At 60.9% G+C, this 13392-nt stretch carries 13 protein-coding genes; 6 read left to right on the top strand and 7 right to left on the bottom strand.

Features of this window, described 5'->3' with window-relative positions; all coding sequences use genetic code 11:
• Positions 1–66 precede the first annotated feature (66 nt).
• Positions 67–456: a DUF3301 domain-containing protein gene (locus tag AC0SZ7_RS00805; RefSeq protein ID WP_416421630.1), complete on the top strand. Its 390-nt coding sequence runs from the start codon at positions 67–69 to the stop codon at positions 454–456.
• A gap of 26 nt (positions 457–482) precedes the next feature.
• Here the strand turns inward: AC0SZ7_RS00805 and AC0SZ7_RS00800 are convergent, their stop codons facing one another.
• Positions 483–1439: a CobW family GTP-binding protein gene (locus AC0SZ7_RS00800; protein ID WP_475502964.1), complete on the bottom strand. Its 957-nt coding sequence runs from the start codon at positions 1437–1439 to the stop codon at positions 483–485.
• A 29-nt stretch (positions 1440–1468) separates the two neighbouring features.
• Between AC0SZ7_RS00800 and AC0SZ7_RS00795 the strand changes: the two genes are divergently transcribed.
• Entirely contained in the window at positions 1469–1822 is a 354-nt protein-coding gene (locus AC0SZ7_RS00795; protein WP_475502546.1) for an NADH:ubiquinone oxidoreductase, read from the top strand.
• Here the strand turns inward: AC0SZ7_RS00795 and zigA are convergent, their stop codons facing one another.
• From zigA to AC0SZ7_RS00780, 3 genes are all read right to left on the bottom strand, one after another.
• Positions 1823–3028, bottom strand: coding sequence for a zinc metallochaperone GTPase ZigA (gene zigA / locus AC0SZ7_RS00790; RefSeq protein ID WP_475502545.1), 1206 nt, complete (start codon positions 3026–3028; stop codon positions 1823–1825).
• A gap of 102 nt (positions 3029–3130) precedes the next feature.
• On the bottom strand, positions 3131–4375 hold the full coding sequence (locus tag AC0SZ7_RS00785) for an N-acetylmuramoyl-L-alanine amidase (RefSeq protein ID WP_475502544.1): 1245 nt from the start codon (positions 4373–4375) through the stop codon (positions 3131–3133).
• Between the two features lie 258 nt (positions 4376–4633).
• Entirely contained in the window at positions 4634–5161 is a 528-nt protein-coding gene (locus AC0SZ7_RS00780) for a DUF3617 domain-containing protein (protein WP_475502543.1), read from the bottom strand.
• A gap of 146 nt (positions 5162–5307) precedes the next feature.
• Here AC0SZ7_RS00780 and cls point away from each other — a divergent pair, with 146 nt between their 5' ends.
• Positions 5308–6747, top strand: a complete 1440-nt coding sequence (gene cls, locus AC0SZ7_RS00775; protein ID WP_475502542.1) for a cardiolipin synthase — start codon at positions 5308–5310, stop codon at positions 6745–6747.
• Positions 6748–6764: 17 nt separating this feature from the next.
• Here cls and cfaB read toward each other — a convergent pair whose 3' ends face one another.
• The 3 genes from cfaB to AC0SZ7_RS00760 all read right to left on the bottom strand — a co-directional run bounded on the left by cfaB (position 6765) and on the right by AC0SZ7_RS00760 (position 10808).
• Entirely contained in the window at positions 6765–7949 is a 1185-nt protein-coding gene (gene cfaB / locus AC0SZ7_RS00770; RefSeq protein ID WP_475502541.1) for a C17 cyclopropane fatty acid synthase CfaB, read from the bottom strand.
• Between the two features lie 244 nt (positions 7950–8193).
• The gene (gene glmS, locus AC0SZ7_RS00765) at positions 8194–10029 is read right to left on the bottom strand and encodes a glutamine--fructose-6-phosphate transaminase (isomerizing) (protein ID WP_475502540.1); all 1836 of its coding nucleotides are present in this window, start codon (positions 10027–10029) and stop codon (positions 8194–8196) included.
• A gap of 11 nt (positions 10030–10040) precedes the next feature.
• The gene (locus AC0SZ7_RS00760; RefSeq protein WP_475502539.1) at positions 10041–10808 is read right to left on the bottom strand and encodes a DeoR/GlpR family DNA-binding transcription regulator; all 768 of its coding nucleotides are present in this window, start codon (positions 10806–10808) and stop codon (positions 10041–10043) included.
• A 226-nt stretch (positions 10809–11034) separates the two neighbouring features.
• On the opposite strand from AC0SZ7_RS00760, the gene AC0SZ7_RS00755 reads away from it, so the two are divergent.
• From AC0SZ7_RS00755 to AC0SZ7_RS00745, 3 genes are read left to right on the top strand one after another with little or no spacing between them, the layout of a single operon-like run.
• A complete protein-coding gene (locus tag AC0SZ7_RS00755; RefSeq protein ID WP_475502538.1) occupies positions 11035–11556 on the top strand; it encodes a hypothetical protein in 522 nt (173 codons plus the stop codon).
• 42 nt (positions 11557–11598) lie between these two features.
• Positions 11599–13005 carry a PAAR domain-containing protein gene (locus AC0SZ7_RS00750; RefSeq protein WP_475502537.1) on the top strand — a complete coding sequence of 469 codons (1407 nt, stop codon included), beginning with the start codon at positions 11599–11601 and terminating at the stop codon, positions 13003–13005.
• The gene (locus tag AC0SZ7_RS00745; protein ID WP_475502536.1) at positions 13002–13391 is read left to right on the top strand and encodes a hypothetical protein; all 390 of its coding nucleotides are present in this window, start codon (positions 13002–13004) and stop codon (positions 13389–13391) included. The genes AC0SZ7_RS00750 and AC0SZ7_RS00745 overlap by 4 nt, the downstream gene beginning before the upstream one ends.
• Position 13392: the final 1 nt, after the last annotated feature.

Genomic DNA, 13392 nt, shown 5'->3' with positions numbered 1-13392 from the left:
AATACCGTCTGTACGACAGACCGAAGTCGCAGTTAAGCTGGGCACACCTAGTTGGAGCATTCCTCGATGTTTACCCTCGGAAATCTGTTTGTGCTGATGGTGCTGGGCGCAGGCGCTGCCTGGCTATGGCATAACCACGGCCTGCGCGAGCGGGCGCTGGAACGGGTCAAGCAGCACTGTGCCAAGCTGGACCTGGAATTGCTCGACGAGAACGTGGCCTTCAAGCGCTTCGGGTTCGTGCGCGATGCCAACGGCCGTCGCCGTTTTGCCCGTGTGTATAACTTTGAATTCACCGTGACCGGGGAGCAGCGCCACCCCGGTACCATCACCCAGTTCGGCGGCCACGCGGTGCAGATCGAGCTGGCACCCTACCCATTCGAGATCAAGACCCAGCCTACGGCCGAGGTCATCGAGATGGACCAGTGGCGGCAGGAGCACAAGCGCTGGCGGCCTTGAGCCACCACTCATCCCCCTGTGGATAATCATCCCACCAGGCATTCCCGCAGGCCCTGCTCCAGGGCCTGCTCATCCTGCGCATGATCGAAGATCAATTCCACGCGCGTATCCTTGCGCCACTCACTGGCTCGCCACCCCGGCGCAATTTTATCCACAGCGTTGAATGACAGCCATCCGCCGGCGCTGTGGACAACCCCTTTCGCCCGGCGCCACCGCGCTGTGGATAACCACACATCCAGCTTTTCCACATCGAAGACCCGGTCAGGGTGCCAGCGCCAGCCTACGCTCCACCCTCCTTCAGCGTTATGCACAGCCCGTAATGGGACATGGGGATCTATCCACAGAAATACGGGCTCAGAAGCTGGTTTCGGAAGCTTATCCACAACCCCAGGAACCGCTTCAACTGTTCTCAATTCGCTAATAGGCAGGAATCCAGCCTCTGTAAAATATATTGGAATATCAATAACTTGCGATTTTATCCACAATATTTTTTCCACAGGCAGGTCAGCGGATTTATTCACCACCACCAGCCCCATGCTGCTCAACGCCTGCTGCTGCGCGTCCGGTAAAAGTTGTCCACAGGCCAACGCTTGACCGTCCAGCACCATGACCGGTGGTTGCACGGCCAGCACCCCACGCCATGGCGCCTCCTTCAGCTGCGCCAGCAGTTGCAAGGGATGGCCCAAGCCAGATGGTTCGATGAACAGCCGATGCGGCTTTGCCTTGCGCAGCAAGCGCGCAAGGCCCACCTGGAAGGGCGCGCCGTTGACGCAGCACAGGCAGCCACCCGCCACCTCCCCCAGTGCGATACCATCGTCAGCAGTGCTCAACAACGCGGCATCCAGGCCGACCTCGCCGAACTCATTGATCAGTACCGCCCAGCGCTCCCCTGCTGGGCGCTGTGCCATCAACTGGCGGATCAGGCTGGTCTTGCCGGCGCCCAAAGGCCCGGCGATGACGTGAGTGGGTATGTTCTCAAGCATCATTGGTTTTCTTGAATGGAGGTAGGTGGATGCGTCTTTGGGGTGTGCTGGTGCTGAGCCTCGCCAGCAGTCAGGTCTGGGCCCAGGCCTGCGTGGTGCACAGCCATGCCGAGCGGCTCGACGTGAAGGTATGCCAGCAGAACCGCAACATACCGGAAAAGATGTTTCACGATGGTTTCTGCGAGCCGAACCTGCCCGGGCAGAAGGTCGAGGTACAGTTTGTCGACCAGTGCCCGGCGGGCGCGTTTGGTGTGTGCAGCAATGCCCATGTGGACAATATGCCCTATCGCCAGGATATCCACTATTACGGCGTGGCCAGCGACGCTGCCTACCTGGAGCCGTTCTGCGAACAGAAGAGCCAGGGCACCTGGCTCAAGCCCTGATCAGGCTGCGTCTTCGTGCCAGGGGCCGAACGGGTCGGGCAGCTGTTCCCACCCGCCTGCGCCCATGGCCATTTCCTCTTCGCTGAGCAGGCATTGGTCCAGCTCGGCATTCAGGCGGGCGAAGTCCACGCCCTGGCCGATGAACACCAGTTCCTGGCGGCAATCGCCGCTGTCAGCCTGCCAATGGGCCATGATCGACGCCGTGCTCTCGGCATCCTGAGGCCAATGCGCCTTGGGCACGAAACGCCACCAGCGCCCGGCAAAGCCATGGCGCACCAGGCCGCCAGCCTGCGACCAGCTGCCAGCTTCCTGGGGTTTGCTGGCCAGCCAGAAGAAGCCTTTTGAACGCAGCAGTTTGCCGTTCTGCCACGGGCTGTTGAGCCAGTCATAAAAGCGCTGCGGGTGGAACGGCCGGCGCGCGCGGTAGGCACCCGAGCTGATGCCGTATTCATCGCTTTCCGGCACGTGCTCGCCGCGCAACTCCTTCAGCCAGCCTGGCGCCTGGCTGGCACGGTCGAAGTCGAACAAGCCGGTATCGAGGATACGGCCCAACGGCACCTGGCCCATCACCATGGGCAGGATTTGCGCCTGGGCGTTGAGGCGCTGGAGGATTGCCATCAGCTCGTCCCTGTCGGCGCTGCTGATGAGGTCGATCTTGCTGATGAGGATGACGTCGGCGAACTCCACCTGCTCGATCAGCAGGTCGGTGATGGCCCGCTCGTCTTCTTCACCCAAGGTCTCGCCGCGGCTGGCCAGGCTTTCGGCAGCTTCGTAGTCGCGCAGGAAATTCACCCCGTCCACCACCGTCACCATGGTATCCAGGCGTGCCAGGTCCGCCAGGCTGCGGCCCTGTTCATCGCGGAAGGTGAAGGTCTCGGCCACGGGCAACGGCTCGGAAATGCCGGTGGACTCGATCAGCAGGTAATCGAAGCGGCCTTCGTCGGCCAGCCGGGCCACTTCTTCCAGCAGGTCTTCGCGCAAGGTGCAGCAGATACACCCGTTGCTCATCTCCACCAGTTTTTCTTCGGCGCGGTTGAGGCTCACATCACGTTGCACCTCGGTGCCGTCGATGTTGATTTCGCTCATGTCGTTGACGATGACCGCCACGCGCAGGTTGTCGCGGTTGCGCAGCACGTGGTTGAGCAAGGTGCTCTTGCCCGCGCCCAGGAAGCCTGACAGCACGGTGACGGGAAGACGATGGGGCATGGTTCGATTCCTCAGGGGCACCTGGTCTTGTGGAATGAACTGCCAGGCTATCCTGCAATGTTATATTATAACGTTGCAGGATAGCCAATACCGATTGTCTTCTCAGACGGTGCGCTGGGCCTTCTGCTCTTGCGCCCAGGCCACGAACGAGTCGCTTGGCGGGTTTTTCTGGAAGTAGGTGTTGATGCCGGCGAACAAGCGGTCGGCCACGGCCTGCTGATGGCGCGCGGTAACCAGGCGCTGCGCATCGCTGGCGTTGGAGATGAAGCCGGTCTCAACCAGGATGGACGGCACATCTGGCGATTTCAACACCGCGAAGCCAGCCTGCTCTACGCGGTTCTGGTGCAGGGTGGTGATGTCGGCCAGGCTGCCCAGCACCGTGTGGCCCAGCTGCAGGCTGGCGGCGATGGTGGCGTTCATCGACATGTCGATGATCACGTTGGCCAGCATCGGGTCCTTGTCCTTCAGGTTCAGCAGGCTGGCAGCACCGATCAGGTCGGCACCGTTTTCACGGTCGGCCATCATTCGGGCAGTGGCCGAGGTAGCCCCGTTCTCGGAAAGCGCGAACACCGAGGCGCCGGAGGCGGTGAGACGCGGCGCCGCATCGGCATGCACCGAGATGAACATGTCGGCATTGCGCTGGCGGGCAAAATCGACGCGCTTGCGCAGCGGCACATAGAAGTCGTCGTTGCGCACCAAGTGCACGGTGTAACCGTTTTCGCGCTTGAGGCGGCGCGCCAGCAGCTGGGCGATGGACAGCACCACGTCCTTCTCGCGCTCGCCCTTGCCGCCAATGGCGCCCGGGTCCTTGCCACCGTGACCGGGGTCGACCACCACCACGATGTCACGCTTGGGGTGGGGGCCACGGCTGGCCACCGCTTTCGGCGGCTCGACCGGCTCTGGCTCAGGCACTGGTGCGCTGGCCAGCACCGCCGGCGTGGCAACATGGTTGCCCTGGATCAGGTCCAGCACCAGGCGGTGGCCCTGCCCCTGCTGCGGGCCAAGCAGGAACGCGTTGGCCTGCATGGGCGCGTTGAGGTCAAAGACGATGCGCGTGTCGCCGTGGCCGAACGGGCCAGAGCGAATAGCCCGCACGCTGGTGCCGGCGAGGTTCAGGTGCGCCAGGTCGCCGCTGAGTTGGGCGCCTGCCACATCGACGATCAGCCGGTCAGGGGCCTGCAGGGTGAACGTCTTGAATTGCACCGGACCGCTCAGGTCGAACACTACGCGCAGCTTGTCGTTGCTGCGCCACAAGCGCGCGTCGCGCACCAGCGCCGCGGAGGCGCCAAATGGCAGTGCCAGCGTGGTGCTGGCCAGGATGAAGGTGAGCAGTTGGCGTCTATGCATGGCGGATCTTCATCAAAGGAAGTTACAATTTTCGCATCGTTATAATATAACATGCGGAATGTCGCCAAAGATGAAATAGCGCAGGCACAGGGTCCGCATGCTGGCGACTCTAAACCGGGCATGCGGGGTAGATCATGAAATTTTCTACATCTGAGTGTTCCACGTGGAACCCTGTAGCAGCGGCCGAAAGGCCGCGTCCTGAGTGCCTCCAAGTTGGGTGACAGATTGGGGACGCAGCCTTCGGCAGCTGCTACGTGTTCATGGGCGTGGGCGCACGGTGCCGCAGTCGTTGCCCAACCACACAGCGCGGGTTTCCATACTGCCTTTTTGCTGGGTACCGGTGGCATTGAAGGTACCGCTTACCTTGGTCAGGAATTCACGCTGGCTGAGGAATGTGGCCTGGCCACTGCCCTGAGCTTTGGGGCAGCTGAAGCGGAAATCCCAGACGTTGCCGTGGCGGGCAGTGATCTGCTGGGTGCAGCCCGACTGCGGGTCTTGCAAGGGGATGTTGTCGGACTGCACCTGCGCCTGGGTCAGGCAGCTACGAATGCCCTTGCCACCGACACTGATGCCCTGCTTGGCCATGGCCTGCTCGACCATGGCTTTCTGTTCCGGCGCCAGCATCTGCATCTGCCCCAGCATCACGTTGAGGTCAGGCAAAGCGCTGCCGTCCACCTGCATGTTGCTGGTGGTCAGCTCCCACAAGCCCGGTTGAAGCATTTGCGCCTGCACGAGGGGCGCCGACAGACACAGGGCCAAAGCCACAGCCGGCAAACGAATCTTCATGGATAACTCCTGGGGTGGGCCAGTCTTGGCTGGATGATGATACTTGGATGCTGGTTTGCCGATTGCGTTGCATGCTGAATTATTTCGAGACAACCCGGGCTGAACGTGGTCTGTTAAGCACAACGCATTCGGGAGCAACGCTGCGCATGGATTATCACAGCCCCTGGTTTTTTGGCTACCTGTTTGGTCTTGTCCACTTGCTCGGTGTCATCGCCGCCATTCACGCAGTGTTCACCGTACGCACGGCCCAGGGTTCAATTGCCTGGGCGCTGTCGTTGGTCTTCGTGCCGTATCTCACGCTCATCCCTTATCTGGTATTCGGCCGCAGCACCTTCGATGCCTACATCGAAGCACGGCGCCAGGCCAACCGCGAGATGCACAAGGCCATTGCCGACCTGGACTGGCGCCCATGGGTCGAGGAAGCGTTGACCGCGCGCAACTCCAGTTCCTACGCGGCTCTACGCGCCATGCCCAAGCTGGGCCGCATGCCATGCCTGGCCAACAACCAGGTGGGCCTGCTGATCAATGGCAAGGCTACCTTCGATGCCATCTTCGCCGCCATACGCGAGGCCCGCGAAGTAGTGCTGGTGCAGTTCTTCATCATCCATGACGACCAGATTGGCCGCGCCTTGCAGGCGCTGTTGCTGGAGAAAGCTGCGCAAGGCGTGCAGATCTACGTGCTGTACGACAGCGTCGGCAGCCACGCTCTTCCCCACGATTACAGCGACGTGCTGCGCAAGGGCGGTGTGAAGATCCGAGCGTTCGCCACCCGCAGCGGCTGGCTCAACCGCTTCCAGGTGAACTTCCGCAACCACCGCAAGATCGTCGTGGTGGATGGCGTGGTGGGTTTCATCGGTGGCCATAACGTGGGTGACGAATACCTGGGCGGCAACCCGAAACTGTCGCCTTGGCGCGATACCCACATTCGCATCACGGGGCCAGTGGTGGCCTGCTTGCAGGAGTCCTTTGCCGAAGACTGGTTCTGGGCTTCGCGCAAGTTGCCACCGTTGATCCTGCCCGACACCTACGAAGACGGCGGCGTGCTCTGCCAGGTGCTGGCCAGCGGCCCCGCCGACCCACAGGAAACCTGCTCGCTGTTCTTCGTCGAAGCCATTCACGCGGCCACCGAACGGGTGTGGATAACCAGCCCCTATTACATCCCTGACGAGGCGGTGTTCGCGGCCCTGCGCCTGGCAGTGTTGCGCGGTGTGGACGTACGTATCCTGCTGCCCTCACGCCCGGACCACAAGGTGGTGTACGCCGCCTCCAGCCTGTTCGCCTTCGAAGCGGTACGTGCCGGAGTACGCATGTTCCGCTACGGGCCCGGCTTCCTGCATCAGAAGGTGGTGTTGGTGGACAACGAGATCAGCGCCATCGGCAGTGCCAACATGGACAACCGCTCGTTCCGGCTGAATTTCGAGATTATGCTGCTGACGGTCGACAGCGTATTTGCAGGCCAGGTGGCGGAAATGCTTGAGGCGGACTTTGCCCTGTCACGGGAGATTACCGTGGAGGACAGCCGCCACACGCATCAACTGCAGAAGTTGGGCATGCGCATCGCCAGGCTGATTTCTCCCATCCTGTGATGCGCCCCCCCGAGGGCTTAGCGGTACAAGTCCTCACGTGTCCATGGCAACCCGTGGGTACCGTCGGAATAGGCCTTCACCGACAGGATCTGATGGATGTTGATCCAGCCACGGGCGAAGGCGTAGGAGCAGCCCGCCAGGTACAGGCGCCAGATGCGCAGGGCTTGCTCCGGCACCATGGCCGCCGCCTTGTCGAGATTGGCCTCCAGGCGCTTGCTCCAGTAGTCCAGGGTCTTGGCGTAATGCAGGCGCAGGCTTTCGACGTCAACCACCTCGAAGCCGGCTTCACTGATACGCGCCGACATCATCGCCATGTGCGGCAGCTCGCCATGGGGGAACACGTAGCGCTCGATGAACTCCCCTGCCCCGCGCCCTACCGGCCGGCCGTCGGTATGCTTGGCGGTAATCCCGTGGTTCATGACCAGGCCACCTTCGCGCACGGCACCGAACAGACGCTCGCAATACACCTGCAGGTTGGCATGGCCCACGTGCTCGAACATGCCCACGCTGACCACCTTGTCGAAGCGGCCGTCCTGGGGAAGGTCGCGGTAGTCGAGCAGCTGCAGCTCCACCAGATGGTCGAGGCCCTCGGCCTTGACCCGCTCACGCGCCAGCTTCAGTTGCTCCTTGCTCAGGGTGATACCGAATACCCGGGCACCGTACTCACGCGCGGCATAGCGCGCCAGCCCGCCCCAACCACAACCCACGTCCAGCAGATAATCGCCGGCCTGCAGGCGCAGCTTGCGGCACAGGTGCTCGAACTTGGCGTGCTGGGCCTGCTCCAGGGTTTCGGTGCCGGTCTGGAAATAGGCGCAGGAATAGGCCATGTCCTGGTCCAGCCATAGCTGGTAGAACTCGTTGGACAGGTCGTAGTGGTAGGAAATGGCAGCGGCGTCAGTGTCCTTGTCATGGACGGTGCGAATCGGCTGGTTGCCGTCATCGTCATCCACCAAGGCCTGGCTGAGCTCGTCACATACCCGAATTACCTCACCGATCGAACCTTCCATTTCCAGCTTGCCTTCGACGAAGGCGGTGCCCAGCAGATCAAGGCTCGGGTGAGTGAACTGAGTCACCAGCTGTGGGTCTTTCACCACGATAGTGACGCTGGGCGCAGGGCCCAGGTTGAACTCATGACCATCCCAGAGTCTCAGGCGCAGCGGTAGCTGAAGATTCTGTAAGGCCGGTGGTAATTGCGCGAGCATGTGTTTAACCCCCCTAAGTCAGACTTCTCTGAAATTAGGGTAGTCCAGAATTTGGCGCTGTCATGGGCTTCACGACTATGGTCTTAGACCATGCTGCGGATTTTTGTAGGTTTTCTTACGTTACATATTGTTTCGTTGCTTACTATCCACGCTCCCCTTGCAGCAGCGGCCGCCAGGCCGCGTCACCTGCACTGCAGTCAGCGCAGGCTTGGACGCGGCCTGGCGGCCGCTGCTACGGGGGTGGTTACTCTACGGTTACCGATTTCGCCAGGTTGCGCGGCTGGTCGACGTCGGTGCCTTTCAGCACGGCCACGTAGTACGACAGCAGCTGCAGCGGAATGGTGTAGAGGATCGGCGCCAGGGCATCGAGGATGTGCGGCATGGCGATCACGTGGGTGCCAGGGCCGTCGCGGAACTCGGCCTGGGCATCGGCGAAGACAATCAACTCACCCCCACGGGCGCGGACTTCCTGCAGGTTGGACTTGAGCTTCTCCAGCAGTTCGTTGTTCGGCGCCACGGTAACGATCGGCATGTCCTTGTCCACCAGCGCCAGCGGGCCGTGCTTCAACTCGCCTGCCGGGTAGGCCTCGGCGTGAATGTAGGAGATTTCCTTAAGCTTGAGCGCTCCTTCCATGGCCACCGGGAATTGCGCGCCACGGCCCAGGAACAGGGTGTGGTGCTTCTCGGCGAACAGCTGGGCAACCTTCTCCACGGTGCCATCCATGGCCAGGGCTTCACCCAGGCGAGTTGGCAGGCGACGTAGTTCTTCCACAAGCTCGGCTTCCACACCGGCTTCCAGGGTGCCACGCACCTGGCCCAGGGACAGGGTCAGCAGCATCAGCGCCACCAGCTGGGTGGTGAAGGCCTTGGTGGAAGCCACGCCGATTTCCGGGCCGGCCTGGGTCAGCAGGGTCAGGTCCGACTCGCGCACCAGCGAGCTGATGCCCACGTTGCAAATGGCCAGGCTGCCAAGGAAACCCAGCTCCTTGGCATTGCGCAGGGCTGCCAGGGTATCGGCGGTTTCACCCGACTGGGAGATCGACACGAACAGCGTGTCGGGTTGCACCACTACGCGGCGGTAGCGGAACTCACTGGCCACTTCCACCTGGCACGGAATACCGGCCAGGCCTTCGATCCAGTAACGCGCGACCATGCCGGCATGGTAACTGGTGCCACATGCAACGATCTGCACGTTGCGCACCTTGGCGAACAGCTCGGCGGCTTGCGGGCCGAACGCCTGTACCAGCACCTGCTCCTGGCCCAGGCGGCCTTCCAGGGTGCGCTGCACCACTTTAGGCTGCTCATGGATTTCCTTGAGCATGAAGTGACGGAACTCGCCCTTGTCGGCAGCCTCGGCACCTTCGTGATACTGCACGGTGTCGCGCTGCACTGGTTGGCCTTCGGCGTTCCAGATGCGCACTGTTTCGCGAGTAATCTCGGCGATGTCGCCCTCTTCCAGATACATGAAGCGGTCGGTGACCTGGCGCAGGGCCAGTTGGTCGGAGGCCAGGAAGTTTTCCCCCAGGCCCAGGCCGATGACCAGCGGGCTGCCGCTGCGGGCGGCTAGCAGGCGGTCAGGCTGCTTCAGGCTGATGGCAGCCAGGCCGTAGGCGCCGTGCAGTTCCTTGACCGTAGCCTTGAGTGCGTCGCTCAGGTCAGGCAGGGTCTTGAGGTAGTGGTGCAACAGGTGCGCGATCACTTCGGTATCGGTGTCCGAGCTGAACACGTAGCCCATGCCCTTCAGGCGGTCACGCAGCGCCTCATGGTTTTCGATGATGCCGTTGTGCACCACGGCTACCTCATCACTGGAAAAGTGCGGGTGCGCATTGCGCTCGCTTGGCGCGCCATGGGTGGCCCAGCGGGTGTGGGCAATGCCCAGCTGGCCAGCCAACGGGTCGGCGGCCAGTGCGGCTTCAAGCTCGGCGACCTTGCCCACGCGGCGGCGACGCTGCAGCGAACCGGTGTTGGTGTACAGCGCCACGCCGGCACTGTCGTAACCACGGTACTCCAGGCGCTTCAGGCCTTCGAGCAGGATGGCGGTGATATTACGCTCGGCGATGGCGCCAACGATTCCACACATGGTTTGTTCTCCTAGCTTGCGGCGGCGCAGATGAGGTTGATACCGCGGGCCTGAATCTGTTCGCGTGCCTCGGTGGGCAGGCGATCATCGGTAATAAGGGTATGGACACTGCTCCAGGGCAGTTCCAGGTTGGGGATCTTGCGGCCGACCTTGTCGGACTCCACCATCACAATCACTTCACGCGCCACGTCCGCCATCACGCGGCTCAAGCCGAGCAATTCATTGAAGGTGGTGGTACCACGTTCAAGGTCAATGCCATCGGCACCAATGAACAGCTGGTCGAAATCGTACGAGCGCAGCACCTGTTCGGCGACCTGGCCCTGGAACGATTCAGAGTGCGGGTCCCAGGTGCCGCCGGTCATCAACAGCACCGGTTCGTGCTCCAGCTCGCTGAGGGCGTTGGCCACGTGCAGCGAGTTGGTCATCACCACCAGCCCGGGCTGGTGCCCGAGCGCGGGAATCATGGCGGCGGTAGTGCTGCCGCTGTCGATGATGATGCGCGCGTGCTCGCGAATCTTGTCCACAGCCGCGCGGGCGATGGCCTGCTTGTGGACAGAAACGCTCTGCACGCTCTCGGCCATCATTTCCTGCGGCACCGGCACTGCCCCGCCATAACGGCGCAGCAGCAGCCCATGGGTCTCCAGGGCGGCCAGGTCCTTGCGAATGGTGACCTCGGAAGTCTCGAAGCGACGGGCCAATGCGTCGACGCTCACCTCGCCCTGTTCGTTGAGCAAGGCAAGGATATTGTGACGGCGCTGCGGCGTGTTGCGTTTCGACATGGCGGCTTTTAAGTTTCGATTCGAAAGATAACGGAAGCAATCAAAACCTATCGGCCGGTTTTCGTCAAGTGAACAGTGCATCAGCCTGACGGCGGGCGGTTCATCTTGAGTTATCCACAAACCATGAAACAGCTCGACGCAAAGCTTGCCTTGCTGCGGGGCGAACTTGGGAAACGTCCTACTTACGGGCGATGACCACGGGCTTACCGTAGGCAGACTGCCAATCATGGCTGCCCCAACCATCGTGGAAAAGGATCACCCAATGCCTGCAGCGTCGCCGACCCTGTACACCAACGAAGCTTCTGCTGAATATCTTGTCACCCTCGACAGCAGCCCTTTTACCGAGGAGCAATTAGCGGGTTTCAACGAAGAGGCCATGGCGGTTGTCGATGAACAGCGGGCCTACGCCCTCGCCCATCCGCCCGTGGCTATCTACCGGGTGGCGACCGAGGGCAGCCAGAGCCGTGAAGGTGGGGTGATTCAACGCGCCACCGGTGCCATGAAGATCGCACTGGAAAACGGTGTGCAGGTAGCCGTTGCGCAGAAAGGTGATTGCGTCGTGTACAGCGACGGCACTACCGCGCAGATCGTTACAGCCTCGGGCGAGGGCAACAGCCATTTCGCGCTGGTGGGCAGCCAGCTCGACAACGGCGACGAAATTATCAACACCCCCCAAGCCGCATTTCTGATCATCGTGCGTCAGGGGGTGCCTGTGCCTGAAGGTTTCCTGCCAGCGTTCAAACGCTGATTCGTAGCGCCTTGGCCAACTGCACAGGAAAAGGGGAACGCAATGAGTGACGGATATTTTATTGGCCGTGGTGACAAGACCAGCTGCGGCGGTGAGGTGCTGGACGGCGACGACCGGGTGAACATGTTCGGCCTGCTGCATGCCCGTGAAGGTGACCGGGTGTCTTGCGGCGCCAACGGCGGTATCTACCGGATTGTGGGGGGCGTGTCCTTCATCGATAGCCATGGCAAGCTGGTGGCGGGCACGCTGGACAGTTTCAGCGACTGCCCCTGCAGGGCGCGGCTGATTCCCTCGGTGTTCACGGCAAGCTATCGAAACGAGAGCACGCGTGCCATGGCGTCCAGGCCGCCGGCTGAACCAGCTTCCTCAAGCATTGCAGAACGCCCGGGCACACCCTCCTCCATCCCGTCCCCAGCTTACCGGCCCCTGAATGCTGTCAGCCAGCTGGAACCTCAGGAGCCAGGTTTTTATGTTGTGCCTCAGAGCACTACCCGCGAAGCCCTCGAAGCCGACCTCTTCCCCAGCCGCAATGCGGCCGTGATGAGCAAATTCCGCGCGCTCAACCCCAACGTTGCCGAGGTAAAAGCCGGCTCGATGATAGTGCTGAGCGACCCCAACAACACCACCTGCAGCTACCAGGAAGCCCAGTTGATGCAGGCTGCGCACCAGGTCACCTCAGCCCTGGAGCCCCTGACATCCGAAAAGGCCAACTTCCAGTTCAAGCACGGTGCGGAAATCGCCAGCTTCATTGGTGAGACATCCACTTGGCTGGGCGTGAGCGCGGTGATCATGGAAAAGCACCTGGGCAACCTGCGGGACACACTCCAGGCCATGGAGCGTTTGCATCAGGAAAGTTACCGGCGGCACGGCAACCTTAAATCACCGCAGTTCCTGTCAGAGCGCAAGCAGCTGCTTGCCAAGCTGGATTCGCACCTGCTGAATTCCACCCGCTTGCGGGGCCAGACAAGTTTGGGCGATCACCCCAAGTTGAAGACGGCGTTGGGTATTTCCAGCCGGAGCCTGGTGCATCACTGGAACAAGGCTGGTGCGCCGGGGCAGATACCGGGGTATGCGACTCATGTGGATAAGGTTAGTCGTGCTGCTAAATATATGACTGCAGGAGGGTATATCGGGATCGGGCTGGGAGGCATTTCTTCGCTGCTGGCTATTCAGCAGGTGTGTAATGGGGATTCTGGGTTGGCATGTAGGAAGATCAAGTTTACTGAAGGAGGAAAATTTGGTGTGTCTACCATGGGCGGTGTATTAGGCGGCGAAGTGGCGAAATCCGCTAGCGGGCCTATTTGTATAGCCCTTGGCGTTTCCACAGGCATCGCGGGAGTTGCTTGCGTTGTTGCAATAGTAGGAACAGGGGCCTGGATGGGTACAACTTTAGGAGGCATTGGCGGCGAGTTCGCTGGTGAACAGCTCTATGAAGCTACGTTGCCATGATCAATATTGACAGTTGGAATCGATGGGCCGTGATCTCCTTCACAGGCGGCCCTATGATTTTAGGCATAGTGAATATCGCCTACACTTATTATCTAAGACGGTGCCATCTGGATGACATGCTCAAAGCTCTGGAAAACAGTCGCTACGTGTACATATGGGGGGAAAGTTTGAAGAAGCAGGGCCTGATAGGTACAGGTCTTGTAATTGCAAAAATTGCTCAGATCGTCGTTTGGCCGAAGTCGTCACTTAAAATTGGCGAACTAGATGCTACTGACCTCCACAACTTCCCTGTTCACTTTAAGCGTTTATTGAAAATAAAGCTGGCGATAATAATATTTGGGAGTATATGGATTGTAGCTGCGTATATATTTATAAAAGTACGCTAAT

This window comes from Pseudomonas sp. JC1203 (assembly GCF_056175065.1).
Note: the sequence above shows the minus strand (reverse complement) of the source record. Positions and strands in the feature narration are given on the sequence as shown.